The following is a 26,231-nucleotide window of genomic DNA, read 5'->3' as shown; positions in this document are numbered from 1 at the left end:
TCTCCGTTCTAAATCGCCTCGACCTATAGCGAACCTGCCCGGTACCGCTTCGCCATTTCTGCGAGGGGGATGACGTTGATCGAGCTCGCGCGTCCGGCCGTTCCGAAGGCCTCAAATCTTTCGCGACAGAGCTTCGAAAGCGCCGTCATTGCAGGCTTCAAGTATTTGCGAGGGTCGAATTCCGTCGGGTCTTCGGCAAGCACTCTGCGTACCTGCCCTGTCATGGCCATGCGGCAGTCCGTGTCGATGTTGACCTTTCGAACGCCGTGCCGGATGCCTCGCTGAATTTCCTCGAGCGGCACGCCCCAAGTTGGCTTCATCCTTCCGCCGAAGGTGTTGAAGATCTCCTGCAGCTCCTCCGGCACGCTCGAAGAACCGTGCATGACAAGATGCGTATTCGGCAGCTTCCGGTGGATCGCCTCGATAACATCCATCGCGAGAACCTCTCCGTCCGGGCGACGCGAGAACTTGTAGGCTCCATGGCTGGTGCCCATTGCGACGGCGAGCGCGTCCACCTTGGTCTCCTTGACGAATTTGAAGGCCTCGTCGGGATCGGTCAGAAGCTGATGCAGATCGAGCTTGCCTTCGACACCGTGACCGTCTTCGGCTTCGCCGATGCCGGTCTCGAGCGAGCCCAGAACCCCAAGCTCCCCTTCCACCGAAACCCCAGCCCAATGGGCTGTTTCGCAGACGCTTTTCGTGACATTTACGTTGTAGTCCCAGTCCGCCGGCGTCTTCCCGTCAGCGCGGATCGATCCGTCCATCATCACCGAAGTGAAACCGTGTTGAATTGCGGTGACGCAGGTGCTCGGTTCGTTTCCGTGGTCAAGATGGACGCAAACGGGAATATGCGGATAGATCTCTGTCACCGCATCCATCATGTGCTTGAGCATGATGTCGTTGACATATGCCCGCGCGCCGCGGCTCGCCTGCAGAATGACAGGCGAATCCGTGTCATCGGCCGCCTCCATAATGGCGAGCGCCTGCTCCATGTTGTTGATGTTGAACGCCGGCACGCCGTACCCTTGTTCGGCGGCGTCGTCCAGCAGTTGGCGGAGGGTGATCCTGGCCATGAAGTCTCACTCGCTGGTTGGATTGGAATTGAGATAGCTCGCGATTAGATCGACCTCGGTCGCCGAACCGAAGACGAGCGGTGTGCGGCAATGGTGGGAGGTCGGGACCTTATCCAGGATGGCCGAAGTGCCGTCCGTCGCCCGCCCTCCGGCCTGTTCCATCAGGAACGCGATCGGGTTTGCCTCGTACACCAGGCGTAGTCGTCCATTTTGGTACCCTGGTCGCTTGTCGGCGGCGTAGAAGAAAACACCGCCCCTGAGCAGGATTCGGTGGAGTTCGCCGACTGCCGATCCCAGCCAGCGCATGTTGAAGTCGCGGCCGCGCGGTCCCTCCCTGCCCGCCAGGCAGTCCTGAACATACAGGCTGAGACCAGATTGAAGGTGGCGGTGAACCGAAGCGTTGAAAGCAAGTTCCGACGTGTCCGGCGGTACTTGGACTTGCCTTCTCACAATCAAGAACTCGCCCGTCTGCGGATGCATAGTCGCAAGCAGCATGCCGTCTCCGACGGAGAAGCCGAGGTCGACCGTGTTGCCGAAGGAGACATACCCGGCGGCGACCTGCCGCCTGCCAGAGGTTAAGAACGGGTCTTCAGCTTCGGTGAGTGGAATGATCGAGAACAGCGTGCCCACCGGGGCGCCCAGACCAACGTTGCCCGAACCATCGATCGGATCGATAGCCACACCGAACCCCGAACCCTTGAACACAACAGGCTCGTCAGCCTCTTCGGAGAGGACCCATCCGGCCCCTGCCCGTTCCAGAACCTCGACGAATAGCGCGTGCGAAGCAACGTCGATGGCCTTTTGCGCGTCCCCGTCGGAATTGGATCCGACAAGTCGCGCCGGATCGCCTTCCAGCGAACCGGTCGCGATACGCTCCGACAGCAGACATGCTGCGTCCAAGACCCCGTTGATAAGCGCCGTCACGCGCTGACGCGACCGGTCCTCACCCGCCCATGTCGAGAGGTACTCATCGACCGACCCGTGCTGAAAGGAGGCCTCGTCGCTGGCGAGAGTTGCGGGAGTGCTCATTCGTCGCCCCTCACCCTTGCAACGGCTCGCGCGACTATCGAGTCACGGGTAATCCCGAACATTTCATACAACGTCTCCGCCGGCGCCGACGCGCCAAAGCCGGACATCCCAATCACGTCGTCTTCGCTGTCCACATACCTGGTCCAGCCGAACTTCGAGAGCGCTTCCACTGCGATGCGGGGCGCGTCTCCCAGCACCGCGTGCCGGTAGTCCTTGGCCTGCTTTTCGAAGAGGTCCCAGCTCGGCATCGAGACGACAGCGGCTGGAATGTTTCTCCTTTCGAGCTCTTCGGCGGCCTGGACCGCAAGCGCGACCTCCGTTCCAGTCGCGATGAGCGTGACGGCACGTTCCGTACTGGCCTCCCGCAGCACGTAGGCGCCTCGTGCGCAGCGATTGGTGCCATCACGCTCCGAGCGAAGCTGAGGAACATTCTGCCGTGAGAGCGCCAGAACGGACGGCGTGTTCTTGCTGGTTATCGCCAAGTCCCAGCATTCCAGCGTTTCGATCGTGTCCGCGGGCCGGAACACATGCAAGTTTGGCATGGCCCTGAGGCTGGCGAGATGCTCGACCGGCTGGTGGGTCGGGCCATCTTCGCCAAGACCGATTGAATCATGCGTCATCACGAAGATGGAGTGCGCGCCCATCAGGGCCGCCACACGAATGGCGTTGCGGCAATAGTCCGAGAATACGAGGAACGTGCCGCCATACGGTATGAAGCCGCCGTGAACCGCCATGCCATTCATCGCGGCGGCCATGGCGAACTCCCGCACGCCATAGCTGACATAGCGCCCGCTTGCAGCGGCGGTGAAATCGCTGTCGACGGCCGGCACACGCGTCAAGTTCGAGTGGGTAAGGTCCGCCGAGCCGCCGATCATTTCTGGAAGCAACTCCGTCAGCGCCTCCAGGGCGATCTGGCTTGCCTTGCGCGTGGCCACCGATTGCGGCTTATCAAGCAGCTTCGCCTTGGCGGCGTTCACCGCCTCCGCGTAGTGCGGCGGCAATGATCCCGCGGTGCGACGCTCGAACTCGCTTTTGACGTCGGGTTCCGCTGCTTCGAGCCGCGCTTGCCACTCTCTGCGGGACTTCGCGCCCTTGGCGCCGATTGCGCGCCATGTGTCCAGGATCGGCGTCGGAATGTCGAAAGGATCTGCCGTCCAGCCGTAGGCCGTCTTTGTCGCGGCGGCTTCGCTCGCGCCCAGCGGCGCGCCGTGCACCGAGCTCTTTCCCGCCTTTGACGGAGACCCGAATCCAATGATGGTTTTCAGAGCGATGAGGGACGGTCGCGATGCTTCCGATTTCGCGTTGGAGATCGCCGCGTCGATCGCGTCAGCGTCATGGCCATCTACGCGTTGCGTGTGCCATCCGTATGCACCGAACCTCGCTAGCACATCTTCCGAAAACGCAATCGCAGTCGAACCGTCGATCGTGATGGAGTTGTCGTCGTAGAGGACGATCAGCTTGCCGAGTCGAAGATGGCCCGCCAGCGAGGCAGCTTCCTGGCCGACGCCTTCCATGAGGCATCCGTCACCGCAGAAGACATAGGTGTGGTGATCGACGAGCGCAGTGCCGAATTCCGCGCTCAGGCGCCGCTCCGCGATAGCCATACCGACGGCGGAGGCAATGCCCTGCCCCAGCGGCCCCGTCGTCGTCTCGACGCCGGCGGTGTGGCCGTATTCCGGGTGGCCCGGCGTTTTCGAGCCCAACTGGCGGAAATTGCGAATCTCCGCGAGGGTCATCTCCTTGTAACCGGTCAGATAGAGAAGGCTGTATAGCAGCATCGAGCCATGGCCGTTCGACAGAACAAACCGGTCGCGATCCGGCCAGCCGGGTTCGCTCGCATCGAAATTGAGGTGCTTGCCAAAGAGAACGGCCGCCGCGTCGGCCATACCCATCGGCATGCCGGGGTGGCCGGAATTTGCCGCCTCAACGCCGTCGATTGATAGGACGCGGATAGCGTTTGCGAGATCGCGGACCGAAACTGCTGTCAACTGTTCCTCCTTCTTTAATTGTCTCTAATGTGACGCGTTTCTCCGAAAATCACAACACAGAAATACCAAAGTCACATAAAATTTGTGATTTTGATGCAATCGGTAACACTTCGCGAAATTTTTAATGACGACGAGCCATGCCCTCTGCTAGTTATGATCATACCTCATACCTTAAGGAGTGAAAACATGGAATATGTTCGCTTGGGAGCGACCGGACTCAAGGTCTCGCGTTTGGCCTTGGGTTGTATGAGCTTTGGAGAACCTGAAAGGGGCAATCACCAGTGGACGCTTGCCGAAGCCGAGGCGCGCCCGCTTTTCCACCAGGCGCTGGATGCCGGGATCAATTTCCTCGACACGGCGAACGTTTATTCCGACGGCACCAGCGAGGAGATCGTCGGCAAGCTGTTGAAGGAACACGGCCGGCGTGACGAAATCGTTTTGGCGACCAAGGTTTTTGGGCGGATGAACGCCAGTCCAAACGGCGCCGGCCTGTCACGCAAAGCGATCCTGTCTGAGGTCGACAACAGTCTCCGTCGCCTGGGAACGGACTACATCGATCTGTACCAGACGCATTTTTGGGACAGCGAAACGCCCATCGAGGAGACGCTCGAGGCGCTCAATGACATCGTGAAGGCGGGGAAAGTTCGCTACATCGGCGCGAGCAACATGTACGCGTGGCAGTTCGCAACGGCGATCCAGATCTCCAAGCGCAAGAACTGGGCGGCGTTCGCATCAATGCAGCTTCATCTCAATCTCATCTATCGCGAGGAGGAGCGCGAGATGCTGCCGCTGTGCCGCGCCGAAGGCATCGGCGTGATGACGTTCAGCCCGCTCGCACGCGGTATTCTCACGAAGGGAAGCGGATCCCAGTCCAAACGAGCGGAAACGGACAACGTCACCGGCAGGTTCTACGAGAAGGCTGCTGCCGCAGATCGGCTGGTCGTGGACGAAGTTGCCAAGATTGCTGCGGAACGCGGCCTGCCTCAAGCGCAAATAGCCTTGGCGTGGGTGCTGCAGAAGCAGGGTGTGACCTGCCCCATCATCGGAGCCACCAAGCCCAGCCATCTGCAGGATGCGGTGGGATCGCTGGCCGTCAAATTGACAGACGACGAAATCCAGCGGCTTGAAGCTCCCTACGTACCCCACGATGTGGTCGGCCTGATGTGACGACGTTTTCGCCGTCGGACGCTGTGACCGCAGTCTGAAGTTCAAGACGCCTGGCAACTGGCGCCCGTCTGCGACCCGTCGGTTTGCCTTCATGCCGGATGACGTGCGTCACCTCAAGAACCCGCCCGGTAGCAAGGCGCCGCGGAACAATTCGTGGCCGCCTTGCCCAAACTTCGAATCACCTGGCTTCTTCATTTCGAAGGGCTGCCTGCTCGCGTTCGCCTGGTGTCAGGGTTCGCGGCGCCGCAGCTCGCCGGAGTCGGTCGTTGATCGCCAGCCCCAAGCCCTGGTCCGGTATGGGAACGATTGCTATGGATTCCGCGCCGGCATCGTCGGCCTCTTTGAGCGTCGCATACAATTTTGCCGCAAGCTCCTCGAGATCGCCCTTCGGACTTAGGTTGAAAACGCGTGCGCAGACCCCTTCGCCTGGGACGATGGCATCGCCGAACTTGAGGAGCGTCTCGCCCGGCCCGACGCGCGTGGCGTTCAGCCTGACCATCGCGCGCGGAGCATAATGCGACGTCAGCATTCCCGGTGCGAGTACTTTGCCGGAGAGGTTTGGGACGCTGACTTGAAGATCTGCAGCATGCTCGACGAGCTCGATCGGGAGGCCGCCAGGACGAAGCAACTCGATGCCATTGCCGCAGACCCTCAGGATAGTGGATTCGACGCCGATCTTCGTCGGCCCGCCATCGAGGATCAACGGCACTCCATCGCCGAATTCACTCTCGACGTGCGCGGCTGTCGTCGCGCTCACCCTTCCCGAGATATTGGCGCTCGGGGCGGCCAGCGGCCTTCGATAGGACCTGATCAAGCCATTGCTGAATCCCGTGGGAATTCTAATGGCGACGGTAGTCAGGCTGGCCGTGGTCACGGATGGAAGCGTACCGGGGTTCAAGTTGAGCACCAAGGTCATCGGCCCCGGCCAGAACCTTTCTGCAAGACGGAGACTGACCGGATCCAGGCTCGCGTATTCGCTGACCATCTCGAGATCGGAGCAGTGGCAGATAAGCGGGTTGAAGCCCGGTCGACGCTTGATGTCGAAAATTTTTGATACCGCGGCTTCATTCGTGGCGTCGGCGGCCAAGCCGTAAACGGTCTCGGTCGGCAACGCGATCACAGCGCCCCGCTCGAGCGCCTCGACAGCTGAAGCAATCCCCATCGCGGGATCGGCTGCGACATCAATGATCATTGAAAAACCCCTTCCGTCTCGCTGTTCGAATAACGGGAAAAAAACCACTTGTCAAAATAGGTATGACCTTATACCTTCTCTCTTGGCTAATGGGAGTTGGCCTTTGGGAGGTTTCATGACGACGGGAAGTGTCACATTCGACACCGCGCAACACTCGACGACCTCAAACGGTCTACTGCTCGAGGCGGATGGCGTTGCGAAAGCGTTTCATGGCGTTCCGGCGCTGCGCAATGGGCACCTGAAGCTTCGTCCGGGAACCGTTCACGCCCTGTGCGGCGGAAACGGGGCTGGGAAGTCCACCTTCCTGAACATAGTCATGGGTCTTCTGCGCAGGGACGAGGGCAGCATCAAGATCAAGGGTGAAGTTGTCGATTTCCGCTCCGCGAGCGAGGCGCTCGATCACGGCATCGCGATCATCACCCAGGAGCTTTCTCCGGTGCTGGAAATGACGGTGGCCGAGAACATCTATCTCGGAAGGGAGCCCAAACGTCTTGGGGCTTTCATCGATTTCGCCGCATTGGAGACGCAGGCGCAGAAGCTCCTGGACGATATCGGCTTCCCGATCCGCGCCAACGCCCGCATGTCAAACCTCAGCCTGGCTGAAACCCAGTTGGTCGAGATCGCCAAGGCGCTGAGCTTCGATGCGGATATCGTCATCATGGACGAGCCTACTTCGGCGATCGGCGAGCACGAAGCCCACATCCTGTTCGCTGCGATCGACCGTCTGAAGCATCGTGGCTCGGGCATTATCTACGTTTCGCACAAGCTCTCGGAAATCTTCGAAATTGCTGACGAGTTTACGGTTTTCCGCGACGGCAACTACATCGTAAGCGGCTCTATGAAGGACACCACCCGCAAGGAGCTTGTCACTCATATCGTCGGGCGCGAGGTCAAGGTCGTCGAGAAAGAGCGCCCGAACGCGGGAGCTCCCATCTTGCTTGAGGTTCGGAACCTGTCCCGCGAAAGCGAATTCAAGGACATTTCGATCTCCGTCGCCGCCGGCGAAGTTTTCGGAATCTATGGCCTTCTCGGCTCCGGCCGGACCGAGTTCCTGGAGGCGGTCTATGGGATGGAAACGCCGACATCCGGCGAGGTGATGCTTGCAGGAAAGCCGGTTCCGCGCGGCAAGCCGCGTGAATCGATCAAGTTGGGCATGGCGATGGTGTCCGAGGACCGCAAGGACAGCGGCTTGGTCCTGTCGTCTTCGATCGCCCATAACATCACGCTTTCCGCCCTTTCCCTGATGGCGGTCAGCGGCTTCGTGAAGCAGCAGAAGGAACGCGAAGTCGTCGAGGAGATGATCCGCTCCCAGCGGATCAAGACCAGCTCTTCCGAGCTTGCGGTCGAGAATCTCAGCGGCGGAAACCAGCAAAAGGTCGTCTTCGCGCGATGCCTGACAACCAATCCCCGACTTCTGATCTGCGACGAGCCCACCCGCGGCATCGACGAAGGCTCCAAGCAGGAGATCTACGCCTTCCTGCGGGACTTCGCCGCCAAGGGTCACGGTGTTCTCGTCGTGTCGTCCGAGGCTCCGGAGATCCTGCAGGTTAGCGACAGGATTGCGATTTTCAAGGCAGGAACGTTGGTCGACGTGATCGACGGCCATGGCGCCACCCAGCAAATGATCATGGAGCTCGCAAGTTGAGAAGCCTGCGCTCCCCTCAGGTTCGGCAAGCATAACTGCTGCCGGTGTCGCGACCGTATTCAGGACGAGTCAAATGAACGCTAACATCACTAAAATCGCCACCGGCACTCCGTCGGAGCGCAGGAAAGCCGAGGTCACCAAGGACTTCATAAAGTCGTTCAGCATCATTCTGGTGTTTCTCGCAATCTGCGTGCTTTTCACCTCGTTGAACCAGTACTTCCTCACTTGGAACAACTGGCTCAACCTTCTTCGTCAGTCGAGCATCAACGGCATTCTCGCCATCGGGGTGACGTTCGTCATCCTGACAAAGGGCATCGACCTGTCGGTCGGATCGGTCATGGCACTCGCCGGAATGCTGGCAGCCAACCTGGTGACAACCGGGAACGAGAACTTGGTGATCTGGAGTATTCTTGCAGCGCTCGGTACCGGAGCCGTCGTCGGCCTCGCGAACGGAGTTCTCATCGCCCGGATCAACGTGCCGCCCTTTGTCGCGACGCTCGGGATGCTGAGTATGGCCAGGGGCCTCACTCTGATCTATTCCGACGGAAGGCCGATCGCTAACCTTACCGCTTCCCTGCGGTGGATCGGCAGCGGAACAGTCCTCGGCCTCCCGGTTCCCGTCCTCATCTTCTTCGCCGTGTTCCTGATTGGCTGGCTCACGCTCTCGAGGACGACTTTTGGACGCTACGTCTACGCCGTCGGCGGCAATGAAAAAGCGGCCCGGACCAGCGGTATCTCGACCCGTACCATCATCGCCGCCACCTACGTGATCTGCGGTCTGCTCGCCGGGCTTGCCGGACTTGTGCTGACGGCCCGCACGACAGCGGCACTGCCGCAGGCGGGCATCGGCTACGAGCTCGACGCCATCGCAGCAGTCGTGATCGGCGGCACGAGCCTCTCCGGCGGACGCGGCTCGCTCGTCGGGACCCTCTTCGGCGCACTGATCATCGGCACCATCAACAACGGGATGGATCTGATGGGCGTGTCGTCATATTACCAGCAACTATTGAAAGGAGCCATTATAGTCTTAGCCGTGATCGCAGACCAAATACGCAAGTAACAGTTGTCAATAGCAACAAGAACAATCGGAGGAGAATATGATTAACAGACGTACATTCATTGCCGCGATCGCAGCCTCGACGATGCTGCTGAGTGCGAGCCTCGCCGCAGCCCAGGAAAAGATCCGTATTGCTGCGCTTTCTTTCGGCGAGGCGGGCGAATACATGAAGGCCTGGTCCACGGAGATCCAGAACCACCCTGCCGTCAAGGAGGGCAAGGTCGAGATCACGGTTTTTGATGGCAAATACGATCCGCTGATCCAGGCCAACCAGATCGATACCGCGCTGACCCAGCAGTTCAATGCGATCATCATGGCCCCGTTCGATCTCGAGGCTTCGGCCCCGGCCATCGACAAGGCGGCCGAGGCAAAGGTTCCGGTGATCGTCTCCGCGCTCAAAACCTCGTCGAAAAACTATACCGCGTCGATTATCGTCGACGACCGCGAAGGCGGCAGGATCATCGCCGAGGAAATGGCGAAGCGCCTCCCGAGCGGCGGCAATCTGGTCCTGATGGAAGGGCCTATCGGCCAGTCGGCCCAGATTGAACGTCGCGCCGGCGTCGACGCCGGGCTCGAAGCGCATTCGAACCTCAAGATGATCGCCGACAAGAGCGGCAACTGGAGCCGCGCCGAGGGCCAGGCTCTCATGGAGAACTGGCTCTCCGCCTATCCCGGCCAGATCAATGGCGTGCTCGCCGAGAACGACGAGATGGCGCTCGGCGCCATTGAAGCCATGAAGGCAGCCAATGTTGATCTCAGCAAGGTTCCGGTCATTGCGATCGACGGCATCCCGGACGCAAAACGCGCCGTCGAGAACGGCGAAATGGCGGTCACCCTTTACAAGTATGCCAGGGCGGAAGGGCAAGGCGCAGTAGATCTTGCTTTGCGTCAGGTAATCGGCGCGGATTACAAGCCGCAGTCGGAGGTATGGAAGGACCTGATGGAGTGGAAGGAGGGCACACAGAAGGACTACGTCGTTCCGTGGCTGATCTTGGACAAAGAAAACGTCAAAAAGTACATGTGATTATTATGGGCGAGCCCGCATCCAGCGGGCTCGCCACTCTCAGATCAAGGTGGAATATGACTGTGCTAGAGAAGAGAAAGATCGGTAACACCGGGGTCGAACTGACTTCACTGGGTCTTGGTACCTCGCCATTGGGCGGTTGCGGGGTGAGCGTCCCCTTCACCAATTTCGAAGCGGTGGTCATGAAGGCCTACGAGCTGGGCGTGCGGTATTTTGATACGGCGCCGCTCTATGGCCTCGGCAAATCTGAGCACAGTCTGGGTCATGTGCTGCGCGTGAACGGCGTCCTCGGCGACGTGGTCATCAGCACGAAAGCGGGACGTATCCTCAAGCCAGCGAGCCGCGCGAAGCGGGCGGAGAGCCTCTACGGCATCAACTGGATCGACCCGCTGCCTTACGTCGACGAATACGACTACACCTACGACGGGATCATGCGTTCATTCGAGGACAGCCAGCAGCGCATGGGCGTTGATGGCGTCGATATTCTCTATCTTCACGATGTCAGCGGCGTCTGGCATCGCGACAGCTACGACCTATACCTCTCGCAGCTCCGCCAGAGCGGCTATCGGGCCTGCGATGAGCTTCGCAGCAGCGGAGCAGTGAAGGCGATAGGGCTCGGCGTCAACGAGACCGCGTCCGTTCTACAAGTCGCAGCCGAATTTGATCTTGATTGCTCGTTGGTCGCGGGCCGCTACACTCTGCTCAACCATCAGCCTCTTGAAGACTTTTTCCCCGAGGCTCAGCGCCGCGGGATCGCAATCATCGCAGGCGGCGTCTACAATTCCGGCGTCCTGGCAGAGGGGAGCAAAGGTGCGGCTGCGGTCCGAACGTACGACTATCAGACAGCCAGCCCCGAAATCCTGAAGCGCGTTGAAGCTCTCGAGGCAGTCTGCGGCGAATTTGGCATTTCGCTTGCGACCGCGGCGACGCATTTCGTCTACTCGCACCCGGCCGTCACTGCGGTGGTCCAAGGCGCCCTTAGCACCGCCCATGTGGAGGCGAACGTCAAGGCGATTTCCGAGACGATCCCGCCAGGGTTCTGGTCCGCGCTCAAGGCAAAGGGCCTCATCCCGGAAGCGGCTCCGATCATCGCATCGCCCGCCTGAAAGCTTCGTAGTCAAGAAAGGAACATTGTGATGTCGGACCTGACACAGCGCCCGCTCGGTAAATCGAATGTGCGGGTAACCTCACTGGGGCTTGGAACGGTTCCCATTTCGGGCTTCAACGCGGACGTATCATACGACGAGTTCGAGCAGACGATTCTGTCGGGTTACGCTGCCGGCATTCGATACTTCGACTGCGCCCCGATGTACGGCTTCGGGAAGTCCGAGCATTTTCTGGGCCATGCCCTGAGAGTGAACAAGCTGCGAGACGACGTCGTCGTTAGCACCAAGGTTGGCCGTGTACTAAAGCCCGCCAGCCGCACGAAAAAGCTCGACACGGTCTATGGAATCGAGTGGATCGATCCCCTGCCCTTCCTGGACACATACGACTACACCTACGACGGAATCATGAGGTCGTTCGAGGACAGCCAGCAGCGTCTTGGTCTCGACTACATCGATGTCCTACTCGTCCATGATGTCGGGCGCGCCTGGCACGGCGATCAAAGCGAATTCTACTGGGATCAGTTGCGAGCGTCAGGGTACAAGGCGCTGGACGAGCTGCGGTCCACCGGCTGCGTCTCGGCGGTCGGCCTCGGAGTCAATGAAACGGATTCCGTCGTCGGCGTCTCCCGGGAGTTCCCTATCGACTGCGCCCTAGTGGCCGGACGCTACACATTGCTCAACCACGAACCCCTGCACTCGGCCTTCGATGAGCTTTTGTCGAGAAATGTTTCAATCATAGCAGGCGGCATCTTCAATTCGGGTATTTTGGCCAGCGGAACCGCTGGCGCAACGGCGACATACGACTACGGGAAGGTCCCGGCCGCCGTCCTCGACCGCGTCAAATCGATCGAAGCGGTGTGCGAGGAATACCGGGTGAGCCTGCCGGCTGCCGCCATGCAGTTCGTATATGCCCACCCGGCCGTGGCCACACTTGTCATGGGAGCGAAAAGCAGTGCTGAAGTCAATCAGAACGCGGCGGCGATCAATGAGCGCATTCCGCCCGCATTCTGGACCGCCCTGCAATCCGCTGGTCTGCTGCCCGCAACTGCGCCACTCCCTGCGGTGGCGTGACGGTTGTGGGTTATCGGCGGGACCTCATTCCGTTCTCCTGCAACGAAGTCGCAAACGCTGTTGAATTGCAGGAGCAGCGGTCAGAACTGGAGACCCTGGTCAGGGCTTACGGGGAGGTGCTCGCACTGTTTTCCTTCATGCACCTAGGCTTGAGAGAGCCCGGCATGAACCTACTCTTCGCCCAGCTGTCGTGCCGTGCCGCCGATATGTTGGATTCGGTGGGACAGGGGGGCGACAGAAGGAGGCGCTTGGCGGCAACTGAACATGTAACTCGGCATCTTTGCCGGGTCCGCTCTGACCTTTTACAGGCCCAGAGAGCGTTCGAGGCACCGCTACGAAGACAGGGTGCCGAGCTCTTGAAGTTGCTGTCGAGAGCTTCGTTGGAATTGAAAAGGGCATCTGCGCTATTGGGCACCATGACATTCGACGCGAGTGGATGTTGCGCAGGGCCGATGTTGGCAAACGTGGAGGAAAGACATGGGAGCACATTCCGTTTGGGTGCTTGAGTATGCCCGGAGCCCTGTTCACCCGGTGAGCGGAGTTTATTACGGCGCCCATAACCAGGGAACGATGAATCTGCCATTCGCATACATCCTGATAAGGACGGCCGACGCCGTCACGTTGGTGGACGTCGGCCACGATGCGAACGATTTCGGGGGAGAAATAGCGAACTCGATCGGAGTAACCGGATGGACGTCGCCCGACATCGTCCTGGGCGAATGTGGCGTCCGGTCTGAAGACGTAACTCACATCTTCATTACGCACGCCCATTTCGATCACATCGGCGGCCTGAAGTTCTTTCCCAATGCAAAGATCTTCATCCAGAAGAAGGAGCTCGAATCCTGGATGTGGATCCTTGCCAAAGGTCGCCGGTTTCGATCGCTGCTGGCCGGGCTGAACCCCGCCGATATACTTTATCTTACCCAGGCGAATATCGAGGGCAGACTGGAACTTGTCGAAGGACCGCGGGAAGATGTGCTTCCGGGCATTCACCTGTATCCCGCCCACGACACTCATACCGCAGGCTCCCAATATGTGGTGGTGCAAAACGGAGGCGGCGATGACAGGCTGGTGTTGTCCGGAGACGTCGTCTACACCCACCGAAACCTCACCGGCGACGATCAACTCGATCCCTGTTTCGTTCCCCCAGGGCTTGCGAACGGCAGCCAGACGAAGCTGATCGAGGCAGCCGAAGAGATGCTGGGCATCGTCGGAAATGACGAGCGGCGGATCATTCCGGTGCATGAGGAAAAATTGGCTGAAATCTATCCGTCGCGCTTGAGCGATCACGGACTGCGGATAGTCGAGATCTGCGTCGCGGACGGAGAGCAATCGAGGGTTTGATCCTTCTGCTTTGATTACGACAGTGAGCACGACATGAATAGAGACGACTGCGTCGTCATGACGTATCTGATCGAATGCGACGGCGATCCTCGCTCGTTTGCAAGCAAGATCGCCAGCGACCAGTCGACGGGCACGTTCGTCGACCTCCCGGGGGAGACGCCGGAGCTGAAGGCGCGGGTCGCCGCCCGCGTGCTTGACGTCCGTGAGCTCCCCCCGATCTCCGTGCCTTCGATCCCGCAAAACGCGCCGGGACCTTCCTATCGGCGGGCGGAAGCCGACATCGCCTTTCCGCTTGAAGCGGTCGGAGACGATCTTGCCGCCTTGATGACGATCACGATCGGCGGAGTCTTCTCGATCCGAGGCTTCACCGGCATACGTGTCTTGCGCATGCAATTGCCGGATGCGTTCGGCGCCTCCTACCCGGGGCCGCAGTTCGGCATAGCGGGGACGCGGCGGCTGACAGGCGTCATCGATCGCCCTCTGATCGGCACGATCATCAAGCCGGCGCTTGGCCTGCGTCCCAACGAAACGGCCGAGATGGTGAGCGAGCTTATCGCCTCGGGCGTTGATTTCATCAAGGATGACGAGAAACTCTGCGGTCCGCCGTATTCGCCGCTCGAGGAGCGGGTGAGAGCGATCATGCCTCTTATCAAGGACCATGAGCAACGGACCGGCAAGAAGGTAATGTATGCCTTCAACATCTCCCATGTCGATCCCGACGTCATGATGAGAAACCATGACGTCGTCGCCGATGCCGGCGGAAACGCGGCCGTGATCAACATAAACTCTATCGGGCAAGGCGCTTTCCTGTTCTTGAGGAAGCGCTCAAGGCTGGCGCTGCATGCCCACCGTAATGGATGGGACATTCTCACCCGCCACCCCGGCCTGGGGATGAACTTCTCTGTTTACCAGCAGTATTGGCGGCTGCTCGGCGTCGACCAATTTCAGATCAACGGCATAGGAACCAAGTATTGGGAGCCCGACGATTCGTTCGTCCAGTCTTTCCACGACCTCGTAGCCCCTTTCGCGACCGGAGGAGAGAAGCCCATGCCGGTCGTTTGCTCGGGTCAATGGGGTGGACAAGCGCCGGAGACATATCGTCGAACCGGAAGGACGCTCGATCTCCTGTACCTCTGCGGCGGTGGCGTCGTCAGTCATCCAGGAGGTCCAGGTGCGGGCGTCAAAGCCGTTCGACAAGCATGGGAAGCCGCGCGAGAGGGTATTGACTTGGATTCGTACGCGCAGAGCCATCCCGAGCTCAAACAGGCATTGGCCAAATTCGGCAACCGCCATTGAAGCTTCCCTCGCGGGATATGACAGCTTTTAGCTCGCGCCACGCATCGGAATCATCATGAAGACCATCGTCGAACAGCTCAAGTCCGCGGTTTCGGCCACCAATGCAGCCGACATCCGGGCCGCATTCGCGGCCGATCCGAAGCGCTTTTCGCGCTTCAGCACGAGGTTCGGCGATCTGCTCCTCGACTATTCGAAATGCGCCGTCAACGACCGGATCCTCGATGGTCTCGAGGCGCTGGCGAAGGTCGCAAATGTAGAGGAAAAGCGGGACGCGATGTTCAGTGGCGACATCATCAACATCACCGAGGAGCGCGCCGTCCTGCATACGGCGCTCAGGAACCGCTCGAACCGGCCGATCCTCGTCGGCGGCAAGGACGTCATGCCGGACGTCAATGCCGTGCTCGAGGCGATGGGCGCCTTTGCCGACGACGTCCGCTCCGGCACCCTGAAGGGCGCCACGGCAAGAAGATCACCGACGTCGTCAATATCGGCATCGGCGGCTCCGACCTCGGCCCGGTGATGGCGACGCTGGCGCTCGCCCCCTTCCATGACGGGCCGCGGCTGCACTTCGTTTCCAATGTCGACGGCGCCCACATCGCCGATACGCTGAAGCTGCTCGACCCGGAGACCTCGCTCTTCATCGTCGCCTCGAAAACCTTCACGACGATCGAGACGATGACCAATGCCGCCACCGCCCGCGCCTCTATCGCCGGCAAGCTCGGCGAGGCGGCGGTCGGCCACCATTTCGCGGCCGTCTCGACGGCGCTCGACAAGGTCGCCGCCTTCGGCATCGACGCCGCCCGCGTCTTCGGCTTCTGGGATTGGGTCGGCGGCCGCTATTCGATCTGGTCGGCGATCGGCCTGCCGCTGATGATTGCCGTGGGAAGTGAGAATTTCGGCCGCTTCCTCGACGGCGGCCATGCAATCGACGAGCATTTCCGCACCGCGCCGCTGCGCGAAAACATCCCGATGCTGCTCGGTCTCATCGGCTTCTATCACCGCAACGTGCTCGGCTAACAGGTCGCAGCCCACCGTACCGAATCTCTTGCAAACATGAGACGACGCATGACTTCGTCGTCGCGAGACTGGGCAGTCGCGCCTGGGCATGGGGATAGCTTCCATGCCCAGACACAATGGTGCGACGCTAGCCTCAGGAACTCAGTTCAAGCATCGCGCGGACCTCGTCCGGAGTTGCCGGTTCCCGCCCTGCCGCGCGGATGACACGAACAGTTTCCCGGATCAGCACTTCGTTCGGGGGGTAGTCGAGTTCCGGATAGGGGTAGTCGCCAATTCCCATGGCAAGATGGCCGCCGCGCCTGGCAATCGCATCGGCGAGCGCGAGGAGGTTGCCACCCAAAACGTTCGCCGTCCATTCGATGCGCCGGTCCGCAGGCAGGAACGTCAAGTGGGCATCTAGGCCCTGGATCGTGCCGGGATGACCGGTGATGGTTTTACCATCCGTCATGTGGAAGAGCATGTACCCCGGCTCGTCGATTAGTCCAATGTCCATCAGCATGAGCGCGCGTCGCGTAAAACCGACAGACCAACTGACCATCTTGGGCTTGACGCCCGCTCGCTTTAGCTCGCGAGCATAGTGGATGAGCGAGTCGGTGGTGTTGGCGTAGACACGATCAACAAAGGATACCTCTCCGCTGCCCCGGTCGTAGCTCTCCAGATTCGCGCTGCCGGTGTCGATCGGCGCGATATCCGGCTTGGTTGCCGGATCCGCCGCGAGCCGAACGACGTTGTCTATCCTTTTGCGAGCGTCGGCGTCATTCGAGATGAAGCCCAGTGTCGGGAGGATGAGAATGTCCGATTTCGCCCTCACCTTGCGGATGATCTCGTCGTAGGCTTCGAACGTGTTCAACGGTTGACCGTCTACGGTTCGCGCGTGGAAGTGCAGGATCGACGCGCCTTCTTCACGCACCCTGGCTGCGGTCTCCGCAATCTCGTCGGATGTCCAAGGAACGTTCCTATTGTGGTCGCGCATCGCATACTCGTTGATACGCGCCTCCAGGATAAGCTTCTTCATCTTAAAGCCTCCTCGTGCTGCTTCTCGGTGCCGTGAAGCACGCGCATAAAATAATCGTCGTCGCCGACCTGACCTCCTTTGAGGAGAACCTCGAGGCCGTCCAATCCCCCACCCATCAGCTCGCAAAGATGACCGTGCTGAACCCGATCGAAGACCTTGATGGTCAGCGACTCCGCCGCGCTCTGCCGCACCGCGTAGCTAGAACTGTCGCCGCCGGCCAGGACAACACGCTGGACGCCCGTCTCCTTTCTGGCCGCGATCATGAGATTGGCATAGGCTTCGCCAATGAGCTGGGGCGGAATGTCCTCGAACCTGTCGCGGTCCATCGCGTGGCCACGTGCGGTGTAGACGATCGTCGGCTGCTCATTGGCGAGATGGGCCATGATCTGCGGTTTGACGACTTCGATTTTGTGAGCGACCGCCCTACTGTCGGTAAGCTCGAGCGGATTAAGTTCGAGCGTCGCCCACCCCGCCTGAACCGCAGCGTCGATCTGGCGGCCCGTCTGAATGGCGCAGCTGCCCGACAGCACCAGCAGGTTCGACGCGGGTGCGATGGCTGTGCCGACGTCGAGAAGATCGAGCGGATTCTTCTGTTTCGCCAGTTGCTTGCCGAGCGCCTGAGCAAGACCCTGGGCCGCTATCGCGAAAACCGGCCGGCTTTTGTGGTGCTCCCATAGCGCGCTGGCAATATTCTCGAGATCGCGATTGTCCACGCCATCGAAAACAACGCCCTTCCCGTCGGAAAGAAAATTTTCGAGGCGTTCCGACAGTGTCGCTTCGTTCCGGATCTCCGGCAGGAATATATTGGCGAAATCGAGCGAGCACAGGTCGGCCAGGTGCCGCCGGAGATCAGATTCCTTCATGGGAGTACGCGGATGGTTCGACATGCTCGGATGCCGATCCAGTCGCACGATCTCGGAACCGAACTTCGCATAGTGGTTGCCAAACGCCGTGTAACGGCCGAAGTCGGGCGTTGCAGCCAGGACAACCAGGTCGTATTCGCCTCCGCCCCCCGCGAGCTGTTCCGCGGCGAACCCGAAGTTGCCGACCCGCGGGGCTGAATCGAAGGTCGAGCAGATCTTGTACTGCAGGAACGTGCAGCCTAACGACTGGAGCGCTTTGAAGGCGGGAAATACTTCGGCTGTGATCTGCGAGTTGTCCAGTGCGCGCGCCGTTCCCGCAAATCCCACGACATCCAGGTCGCAAGCTGCTTCCGCCAGCGCCTCCTGCGAAGGAACCCGCAGATACAGTCTGGTTCGCAACCCGTTTCGGTGAAACTGCGCAAGGTTTTCCGACGAGCCGGTGAAATCGTCGCCGTAAAAGCCAACGAGCGGCCTTTTCCCTTCCATGAATCTTCCTCCCGGCGGCCCTTCCGCATGTCCGCGCATCCACAACCTCTTGACAGCAGTAATAAGGAAGCATCATATCATGGTCAAGATCATACATCATACCTTTATCGCAACCGGAACTTTTTGGGAGGTCATCAATGCGATTGAACGGGAAAACAGCCGTTGTGACGGGCGCCGCCCGCGGCATCGGCAGGGCCATCGCCGTTGCTTTTGCCCGCGAAGGGGCTGAAGTCGTGGTCTGCGACCGGGACGAAGGAGCGGCCAAGCTCACTGCAGAGGAAATCGGTTCCGCTGCGCTGGCGGTTCGTGCGGATATCTCCGTCGATGAAGACGTGAGCGGTCTGGTCGATCAAGCGCTTGCGCGCTTCGGCAAGATCGACATCTTGGTGAACAATGCCGGGATTGGCGCGACAACCCTGTTTTTGGAAAGTTCGAGGGAAGAGTTCGAGCGCGTCGTTCGCATCAATCTCACGGGCACGTTCCTGGTGTCGCAGGCAGTCGCGCGAACAATGGCTGAACGCAAGAGCGGCTCGATCGTGAACATCGCTTCGCTCTCTGGACAAAAGGGCGGGGTCGGCCGGTCCGCTTACGGCGCGTCAAAGGCTGGCGTCGAGCTGCTCAACAAGGTCATGGCCGTTGAACTAGCCGACCACGGCATCAATGTAAACGCAATCGCTCCCGGACCGATTCTGACGGAAGTTTCGCGTACCATGCACACCATCGAGACCAGGGAAGCCTATCACCGTCTGGTTCCACAGCGTCGCTATGGCGAGCCGGAGGAGATTGCCGATGCTGCTGTCTTTCTCGCTAGCGAGGAAGCGCGTTACATCACGGGGCATACTCTGAATGTCGATGGCGGCTTCCTAGCCGCAGGACTGTTGTTCCCGTTTGATCCCAAGACATCGAAAAAGCTCGGCGACGAAAGGTGATACCTCGCGAGCCGGACAGGGCGTCTTGCCGCAGGTGTTCTTCTGCCGTTTGACATTTGTTTTACGAGTATCCGGCCGGGGTGGTATAAGGTCTCACGACCACCCCGACTCTGCGGGGGGTGCAGATTGGATGCTGAAAGGGAAACTGTGTGTTGAATGGTCAGAAGAAACCGCAGACGCGGGTTGAGTTCGCGTTGGACTACATTACCAAGGAGATCGCCAGCGGCAATCTAAGAGCCGGCGACAAGCTTCCAAACGAAAAGGACCTGGCCGAGCAGCTGGGAATTAGTCGTACTCCTATTCGCGAAGCGATGAAGACGCTCGCCGTCGCCGGCTTGATCGATATTCGGCACGGCCACGGAAGCTATGTTCGCGAGGAAAAGGGCGCTCCCGCGCTGCCCCTCAATCTGTTCCAGTTGTATCTTCAGGATTCGACGCCCGAGATGCTGATGGAACTGAGGGACATCTTCGACCGCAATTGCTCGGAGCTCGCCGCGCAGCGCCGCACCGACGAAGATCTCGCGAGGATGCGTGAATGCATCGACAGGCTCAAGGCGCTGACGGAGCAGCCCGACGCGTCGCTGGATGACATGTTGCAGGCTGATCTGGATTTTCATAGAGCTATCTATGAGGCCACCGGAAACAAACTCATTATGACGGTAGCCGAGTTCGTCTTGAACATGGTCGCCCCATGGGTCCGAAAATCGCTTGATGTCAGCGGCCGCGTGAGAGCGGTCGATCTCCATGAACAGATCTACGATGCCATTCTCAAGCGGGAGATAGGCCCGCAGAACCGCATGAGCGTCGACGCGAACATGAAGCACTTCATGCAGTCGCTCGATCAAGAATAAGAGTGGGCGCCGTTCACTGAATTCGCGGTCTGCTTGGCCTCGGGACATTTGGCAGGCTTGTGGTGGCGGCACTTGCGAGCGACAGCTGCAGCCGTAGAACGGCGGCTGCGGGAGCCTTACTGCAACCCAAGCATCTCCCGCGCTTCATCCGGGACGGCAATTTCGCGGCCCATGGCCCGCGCGAGATTTGCGATGTGCCAGACAACATCCCCGTTGTTGGGGGTGCCCAGCTCCGGCCAGCCATAGTCGCCGAGGCCGACGGAGACATGGCCGCCCATTTCTATAGCTGCCGCTGCCGGGGCGGTGATGTTGCCGATTTTGTTGCAGACACTCCATTCGAGCGGCTGCGCCGGCAGGAAATCGAGGTGAGCAAGCAATCCCTTGACGGTCCCAGGATGGCCTCCGAGGATGCCCTGATCCGTCAGCTCGAACATCAAGTACGCAGGATCAGCGACGAGACCCATCTCTCTCAGGGCCACGAAGGTTCGCGTGAAGGCCACCGTCCAGCTCACAAACTGCGGCTTCACACCGAGCTCTGGCAGCCTTTTGGCAAACAACTTCAAGGTCGCGACGTCGTTTCGATAGGTCATCGTGTCGGAAAGGAAATTCCGGGCTTCTGGATCAAAACGGTCGATATTCGTACTGCCGGTGTCGATCGGAGCGATGTCGGGGCGCGTGGCCGGATCCTTGGCTAGCACCTCGATATGAGCAAGGCGGCTTTCCCAACCTTCCTTCGTGATCTGGCCCAGCGTCGGATAGATCAGGCAATCACACGCATCTCGGATCGCTCTGATCGCTTTCGCATAGTCTTCTGCGCCGTGGGCCGGCGCACCCTCCGCGTCTCTCGCATGAAAATGAACGATGCTCGCGCCCGCCTCCCGCGCTTTCGCGGCTTCCAATGCAATCTCTTCCGCTGTGAAAGGCACGTTCGGATTCGCGCTGCGCGGCATGTACTCGTTCAAGCGCGCTTCGATGATCAGTTTTCGCTTCGCTGACATCTTTCTTACCCGACCTCCTTTTCGGCCGCACTACTCTTGAGCCGACGGATAGACTCGTGCGAAAGCAGGCCGTCTGCAGCGGCGAATGAACAGCCGCCTTGCACTTAACCATTCGCGGCCAATACCCTTGTCGCCTTGGATCCGGGAGTTACGGGTATTTTGTAGGCGTATTTTTATCCCGCTTTTGAAGTTGCCGTGTCCAGCGATTGCTTGAAGTGCTGCATGTTGGCTTCGACGCTCAAGCGGTTTGTCTGGCCGACCGTGCGATCGCGTATCGAGCCATACATCTGTTCGTGCAGCTCGACGGCGCGGACGCGCCCGCTTACATCCAGCGATTTCTTCACCCAGGGCGCAACCATGTTCAGAACGAACTCGGCAATGGTCACGATCAGTATGTTGCCGCAGGCCTCGTAGATAGCACGGTGAAAATCGAGGTCGGCCTTCAACATGTCGTCCAAGGAAGCGTCTGGCTGGGCCGTTAGTGCCTTCAGACGATCGATGCATTCCCGCATCTTCGCCAGATCGTCCTGCGTTCGCCGTTGTGCTGCGATTTCGGTGCAATTGCGGTCGAAGATATCCCGAAGCTCCATCAGCATTTCGGGGGTGGAATCCTGAAGGTAGAGCTGAAAGAGGGTGAGCGGCGTCGAGGGCAGGCCCGGCCCTTCTCGCACATAGCTTCCGTGACCGTGCCGAATGTCTATGAGGCCCGCCACCGAAAGGGTCTTCATAGCCTCGCGAATTGGGGTACGGCTTATGCCTAACTGCTCGGCCAGCTCCTTCTCGTTTGGAAGCTTGTCGCCGGCCTTCAATTTGCCCCGGGCAATCTCCCCGGTGATGTAGTCCAAGGCAAGCTCGAGGCGAGTCTGAGTCTTCTTCGGCTCGTCCAACACTCTCATTCCTTCCCAATCTTTCTCGTCAGCCCGTGATATCAGTGGTATTACGTTATACCATCGGGCAAGATACTGGAACCGGAAGTCGTACAGTGAGCAAACAAACGCGACAGAGTTGGCGAGCCGGTCCGAATTTTTTTCATCCACGAGCTTCACGTCTTGCCTGAAGGGGCAGCAGCCTGGCGGCACCGTCGGCATTCAGCGTATCCCCGGTCGGCAGCGGCTGCGCCTCTGACTGGAAGACGGCTGCTCCCCGCATGGCGTTTCGGCGCCGGTGTGGTACGTTTCGCGCGTTCCTGTGTATGCTTGTTTCGGAATACCTCCGCCAGGATGGAATCGCGCGCTACATCTGGACGGGGGCTCTTCCCATTTGCCCTATGCGGTTTTACTGCGGACCTCAGATCTGACCCGGTGGTCGGATGCGAAAACTCGACGACTGCAAAGTCTGTGAAGGTGCTTGCCCGAAGCGCTTTCGGTATTCAGCGGCGAAGCGGCCGGAATGAGGGAAGCCCCATCTAAGAGCGATGTCGCACACCGTTTGCGAGGGCTTAGCCTGCAAGAGTTCTTGGTGAACGGCGTCAAGCCTCAGATACTGCAGATAAGACGTCGGAGTTGTCAGTTTGAAACGTCGGAAGCCTTGTTGAAGGCTTCGTATTCCGGATCCCGATGCCAGCGCGATCTCTTGAATGGTCAGGGGTTTTGAAAGATTCGCTCTCATAAAATCAACCGCGCGCTTTACGTGACGAGGCATGGGCGACGTCGGCCGATTTAATTCCGATGTATGACGGTGTGGCAAGCTCTCCAGCATCAGTTCAACCAGACCGTTGGTGAAGCTGGCACGAGCGACCGGCGCATTGCGCAACGCCGCGCTTGCGGCCAGACCCGAGTGGAGCGCCGCGGCCGTCTGAGCAATCGTCAGGCCAGGTCCAGCCGTTAAGTCGATCTCCGGAAAGAAATCAAATCCTCCCGACACCGGCGCATCAAGCATGTCCATCAAACGCCTGGAGAGCGTCGCCAGGTCGACGACTATGACGAGATGTTCCATTGGGCCAGACAAGGTGAGGCTCTTGGTCTGCTGGCAGGCGACTATTGCGCCTTGCCTGGGCGATGTCACGACCCTTGCGCCGTTTACATTGATTGCGGCGAAACCATATCGTGGGAGGAAAATCAGGTATTTTTCATTTGCACTCTCGTGCTCGAAAACAGCGCTTCCTTCGTAGCGACAGAGAGCCAAACCTAAATGATCAACAGCCGCGTACTCACACTTGAACTGGATCCCAGATTGTGTGGTAGGCTTTACAGTAACTCTCGATTTAGAGCCGGAAAGGATCGAGGAGATTTCAGCCGGATCGGTGCAATCTACGACGAAGTAGCCTTCTTTATCAGCAAGATCCCCACGACGCATTTGAGGCTCCATCTAACCAAGCTCGCAACGCAAATCCGCCCCGGTGGGGAGGCTTTTCTCCGATCCTCGCTGATGAACCAGCCCGAATGAATTGGAAGAAGCTTTCACAGCTCCACAAGCACCCCGTCCTAGCTGGCAGCTGCCGTCTCCCTTGGCATCAAACCAATACGGCCCTCGCTGCCTGGCCACGTAGAGCTGACTTCAGCAGAATGAATGGTACAACGTCATACCTATTTTACCAGTGCTTTTTTCTGCTGCTGCTGCGATATTTGGCGCGAAAGCAATTCGATACTCCCGCCCGGTGTCCCTCTCAGCTATCCGCGACAATCTGCAGTTATCCATCCATGTCGTCGCAGAGCACGTCAGGACTTAGATCGGAGGGGCTTTTTCGGTGCTTGTCGGTACCGCGCGTGGCTCCCCCCAGCGAAGGCGAAGACCCCGCATGCCCGCCGACTTCCCGGCTTCGATGCCGCCGGACTGTCTTACCAATCCTTCGGCTGATAGCCCTATACTCGGCTAGCACGCAGGAGGAGCTCGGGCGCCAGATTTAATCATGGTGGCGGAGAAGTTTGTGGGCTCGAAAACGTCGATCAGCGCGATGATGGTCAGCGATTGGCGGATGCGTTTCGGCTGGCTCGACAAGGCGACGCGACACTCGCACTGGACCCTCGATAGCCTTGAGGATTCCAGCAGCAGGCTACTCACAATTTAACGATCGGCGGCGCGCCAAAGATACCGCTTCGTCGACGGCGCTTAGCGACGCTGCTGTCGCGAACTCACCCCGGCGCCGACCCGGCCGGGGTGAAGCAATGGTAGCTCGCTGGGTTTACTTGAGGACGGACGGAAGCCAAAGCACTAGTGACGGCCACATCAGCAGGGCGATCAAGAACACTATCTGGATCACCATGAACTGCCCCATCCCCCTGTAGATCGATTTCAGGCTCCACTGGGGAACGACGTTCTTCAAGAAATATGCCGACATCGCCACCGGCGGACTTAGATATGCGGTCTGGAGATTAACCGCGACAAGTACACCGAACCAAAGCAGGAGTTCCGGCTTCGTCAGTCCCAAGTCGAGCTTGAGGACGATCGGCGTGAAGATCGGGAGAAACACCAGAACAATGGCGGGCCACTCAAAGGGCCAACCAAGAGCGAATATGATCGCCATAATAATAACTAGCTTCCACATGTCGGAGACAGGAATGCTCGTAACGACCTCCGTGATGATCGCCGCTCCACCTAGTTGGGTGAAGACAGCGCCGAATACATTCGACGCTACCGCGAGGAGGAGAACCATGCTCGAGGTAACTACCGTGGCCACTGCGGCATTCTTCAGCGTCCAAAAACTAAGCTTGCCGTAAGCGAGCGCCAAGATTGTTGCCCCCACTGCTCCGCAAGACGCGGCCTCCGTAGGGGTGGCCAATCCCGATAGAATGGAGCCGAGAGTTGCAACGATGAGCAGGCATAGCGGTAGAACGCCGACAGCAAACTCGCGTGCGATCTCGATTACGCTCCCGACCCGCTCCTCGATTGGCAGAGGCGGACCAACGCTAGGATTTACATAGCTTCGCGCGACACAGTAGGTCGCATAGCACACAGCCAGCATGAAGCCGGGTGCCATCGCGGCTCCATACAGCTGGTTCACGGGCACTCCGAGCGTCGGTCCCATTACAACGAGCATCACGCTTGGGGGAATGAGGATCCCGAGCGTGCCACCGGCTGCGATAGCACCCGCTGACAACTTCTCATCATACCCCGCCTTTATCATCATCGGCCCGGCCATGATGCCGAGGACGGTCACCGCGGCTCCGACGATTCCCGTGGCCATTGCGAAGATCGTCGCGGTGAGAAGCACGGCAAGAAACAGCGACCCGTTCAAGGGAGCCATGATCTGCCGCATGGAGCCGAACAATCGGTTCATCAGGCCCGCCTGCTCGGTCATGTAACCCATGAATATGAAGAGTGGGACTGCCGGGAGAATGTCGTCCTTCATCGTCCCGAAAATCTGTAGATAGGCGAGGCTGAAGGTTATGCTCACACCGATCCCGATCGAGCCGAAGACAAGTGCGATAAAGAGAAGCGTGAACGCGATCGGAAAGCCGACGAAAATAAAAGCGAGCATGCCGCCGAGCATGGCAATGCTGAGAATGTCATTGAAGCTCATCGTCTTGACCTTTCAGATCTCGATCTTTTCGTGGGTCTCGAAAGCCCGCCCGGTGGTCACCGCGAACAGTGACTTGAGTAGTTCCGAAATTCCCTGGAAAAAGAGAAGAACCGCGGTCAGTGGGATGACGCCTCGCAGCGGCCAGATAGCTGGCATCCATAGACTCAGGGTGGATTTCTCGTTGATTTCGTATGAGTAAAGGAAGTCGTCCAGCGATATATGGAAGATGATGGCCATCACCGGGAGAAACAGGGCGACATAGCAGACGGCGTCGATCGCGCCCTTCTTTCTATCGCTGAAGCTATCCCAGAATATATCGGTCCTCACATGTGCACCCTTCAGCAGGGCGTATGACGACCCGAGCATGAATATCGCGCCGTATGACATCACCGTCGCGTCAGCTGCCCAGATCGTCGGAGACGAAAATACATAGCGCGAGACGACTTCCACGGTGTTGGATAGAACCAACGGGATAGTGAGGACAGCGACGAGAAGTACGAACTTTTCGGTGAAGCCATCGATGATCTTGATCGCCCGGAGCGCGGCGGGCGGGAATGGGGGTGCAGGTTTGCTCACGAATTATCTCCAGGCAATCGAGAAGAAGGCGCGGCTAAGCCGCGC

Annotated in this window: 21 protein-coding genes and 2 pseudogenes; 11 read left to right on the top strand and 12 right to left on the bottom strand. The window is 59.3% G+C overall.

Annotated elements, in window-relative coordinates; genetic code table 11:
• Positions 1–23: 23 nt before the first annotated feature.
• The 3 genes from fba to tkt are packed head-to-tail and all read right to left on the bottom strand — an operon-like array spanning position 24 to position 4,090.
• Positions 24–1,073: a class II fructose-bisphosphate aldolase gene (gene fba, locus NXT3_RS25000; RefSeq protein ID WP_104840883.1), complete on the bottom strand. Its 1,050-nt coding sequence runs from the start codon at positions 1,071–1,073 to the stop codon at positions 24–26.
• 6 nt (positions 1,074–1,079) lie between these two features.
• Positions 1,080–2,102, bottom strand: coding sequence for a class 1 fructose-bisphosphatase (locus NXT3_RS24995; RefSeq protein ID WP_104840882.1), 1,023 nt, complete (start codon positions 2,100–2,102; stop codon positions 1,080–1,082).
• Complete coding sequence (tkt, locus tag NXT3_RS24990) at positions 2,099–4,090, bottom strand: transketolase (protein ID WP_104840881.1); 1,992 nt, start codon at positions 4,088–4,090, stop codon at positions 2,099–2,101. The genes NXT3_RS24995 and tkt overlap by 4 nt, the downstream gene beginning before the upstream one ends.
• Positions 4,091–4,276: 186 nt before the next feature.
• On the opposite strand from tkt, the gene NXT3_RS24985 reads away from it, so the two are divergent.
• The gene (locus tag NXT3_RS24985) at positions 4,277–5,257 is read left to right on the top strand and encodes an aldo/keto reductase (protein WP_104840880.1); all 981 of its coding nucleotides are present in this window, start codon (positions 4,277–4,279) and stop codon (positions 5,255–5,257) included.
• Between the two features lie 178 nt (positions 5,258–5,435).
• On the opposite strand, the gene NXT3_RS24980 is transcribed toward NXT3_RS24985, so the two are convergent.
• Positions 5,436–6,449 carry an L-threonylcarbamoyladenylate synthase gene (locus NXT3_RS24980; RefSeq protein ID WP_104840879.1) on the bottom strand — a complete coding sequence of 338 codons (1,014 nt, stop codon included), beginning with the start codon at positions 6,447–6,449 and terminating at the stop codon, positions 5,436–5,438.
• Between the two features lie 115 nt (positions 6,450–6,564).
• Between NXT3_RS24980 and NXT3_RS24975 the strand changes: the two genes are divergently transcribed.
• The 8 genes and pseudogenes from NXT3_RS24975 to NXT3_RS24935 form a co-directional block, all read left to right on the top strand.
• Positions 6,565–8,094: a sugar ABC transporter ATP-binding protein gene (locus NXT3_RS24975; RefSeq protein WP_104840878.1), complete on the top strand. Its 1,530-nt coding sequence runs from the start codon at positions 6,565–6,567 to the stop codon at positions 8,092–8,094.
• Between the two features lie 73 nt (positions 8,095–8,167).
• Positions 8,168–9,154: an ABC transporter permease gene (locus tag NXT3_RS24970; protein ID WP_104840877.1), complete on the top strand. Its 987-nt coding sequence runs from the start codon at positions 8,168–8,170 to the stop codon at positions 9,152–9,154.
• A gap of 37 nt (positions 9,155–9,191) precedes the next feature.
• A complete protein-coding gene (locus NXT3_RS24965) occupies positions 9,192–10,175 on the top strand; it encodes a substrate-binding domain-containing protein (RefSeq protein WP_104840876.1) in 984 nt (327 codons plus the stop codon).
• A complete protein-coding gene (locus NXT3_RS24960) occupies positions 10,133–11,281 on the top strand; it encodes an aldo/keto reductase (RefSeq protein ID WP_234828240.1) in 1,149 nt (382 codons plus the stop codon). Before NXT3_RS24965 ends, NXT3_RS24960 begins: the two co-directional genes overlap by 43 nt.
• Positions 11,282–11,311: 30 nt before the next feature.
• A complete protein-coding gene (locus NXT3_RS24955; RefSeq protein WP_199773446.1) occupies positions 11,312–12,352 on the top strand; it encodes an aldo/keto reductase in 1,041 nt (346 codons plus the stop codon).
• Between the two features lie 432 nt (positions 12,353–12,784).
• On the top strand, positions 12,785–13,696 hold the full coding sequence (locus NXT3_RS24945; protein ID WP_234828239.1) for an N-acyl homoserine lactonase family protein: 912 nt from the start codon (positions 12,785–12,787) through the stop codon (positions 13,694–13,696).
• Between the two features lie 33 nt (positions 13,697–13,729).
• Entirely contained in the window at positions 13,730–14,992 is a 1,263-nt protein-coding gene (gene oiaX, locus NXT3_RS24940; RefSeq protein ID WP_104840872.1) for a 3-oxo-isoapionate-4-phosphate decarboxylase OiaX, read from the top strand.
• Between the two features lie 55 nt (positions 14,993–15,047).
• Positions 15,048–16,006, top strand: a pseudogene (locus tag NXT3_RS24935) (glucose-6-phosphate isomerase); the annotation flags it as partial.
• A 136-nt stretch (positions 16,007–16,142) separates the two neighbouring features.
• Here NXT3_RS24935 and NXT3_RS24930 read toward each other — a convergent pair.
• Entirely contained in the window at positions 16,143–17,024 is an 882-nt protein-coding gene (locus NXT3_RS24930) for a beta-keto acid cleavage family enzyme (RefSeq protein ID WP_104840871.1), read from the bottom strand.
• Positions 17,021–18,373 carry a four-carbon acid sugar kinase family protein gene (locus NXT3_RS24925; protein ID WP_104840870.1) on the bottom strand — a complete coding sequence of 451 codons (1,353 nt, stop codon included), beginning with the start codon at positions 18,371–18,373 and terminating at the stop codon, positions 17,021–17,023. The genes NXT3_RS24930 and NXT3_RS24925 overlap by 4 nt, the downstream gene beginning before the upstream one ends.
• A 137-nt stretch (positions 18,374–18,510) precedes the next feature.
• On the opposite strand from NXT3_RS24925, the gene NXT3_RS24920 reads away from it, so the two are divergent.
• Positions 18,511–19,302, top strand: a complete 792-nt coding sequence (locus NXT3_RS24920; RefSeq protein ID WP_104840869.1) for an SDR family NAD(P)-dependent oxidoreductase — start codon at positions 18,511–18,513, stop codon at positions 19,300–19,302.
• A gap of 149 nt (positions 19,303–19,451) precedes the next feature.
• Positions 19,452–20,153: a FadR/GntR family transcriptional regulator gene (locus tag NXT3_RS24915; RefSeq protein ID WP_104840868.1), complete on the top strand. Its 702-nt coding sequence runs from the start codon at positions 19,452–19,454 to the stop codon at positions 20,151–20,153.
• 116 nt (positions 20,154–20,269) lie between these two features.
• Here the strand turns inward: NXT3_RS24915 and NXT3_RS24910 are convergent, their stop codons facing one another.
• The 6 genes and pseudogenes from NXT3_RS24910 to NXT3_RS24890 all read right to left on the bottom strand — a co-directional run bounded on the left by NXT3_RS24910 (position 20,270) and on the right by NXT3_RS24890 (position 26,186).
• Positions 20,270–21,151, bottom strand: coding sequence for a beta-keto acid cleavage family enzyme (locus tag NXT3_RS24910; protein WP_104840867.1), 882 nt, complete (start codon positions 21,149–21,151; stop codon positions 20,270–20,272).
• 173 nt (positions 21,152–21,324) lie between these two features.
• Positions 21,325–22,239, bottom strand: coding sequence for a FadR/GntR family transcriptional regulator (locus NXT3_RS24905; RefSeq protein WP_234828238.1), 915 nt, complete (start codon positions 22,237–22,239; stop codon positions 21,325–21,327).
• A gap of 199 nt (positions 22,240–22,438) precedes the next feature.
• Positions 22,439–23,446, bottom strand: coding sequence for an AraC family transcriptional regulator (locus NXT3_RS24900; protein ID WP_104840866.1), 1,008 nt, complete (start codon positions 23,444–23,446; stop codon positions 22,439–22,441).
• Between the two features lie 334 nt (positions 23,447–23,780).
• Positions 23,781–24,094, bottom strand: a pseudogene (locus NXT3_RS33395) (hydrolase); the annotation flags it as partial.
• Positions 24,095–24,272: 178 nt separating this feature from the next.
• On the bottom strand, positions 24,273–25,610 hold the full coding sequence (locus tag NXT3_RS24895; protein ID WP_104840865.1) for a TRAP transporter large permease: 1,338 nt from the start codon (positions 25,608–25,610) through the stop codon (positions 24,273–24,275).
• Positions 25,611–25,622: 12 nt separating this feature from the next.
• The gene (locus NXT3_RS24890; RefSeq protein WP_104840864.1) at positions 25,623–26,186 is read right to left on the bottom strand and encodes a TRAP transporter small permease subunit; all 564 of its coding nucleotides are present in this window, start codon (positions 26,184–26,186) and stop codon (positions 25,623–25,625) included.
• Positions 26,187–26,231 lie beyond the last annotated feature (45 nt).

The sequence above is a fragment of the Sinorhizobium fredii genome, assembly GCF_002944405.1.
Taxonomy (GTDB): Bacteria; Pseudomonadota; Alphaproteobacteria; order Rhizobiales; family Rhizobiaceae; genus Sinorhizobium; species Sinorhizobium fredii_C.
Note: the sequence above shows the minus strand (reverse complement) of the source record. Positions and strands in the feature narration are given on the sequence as shown.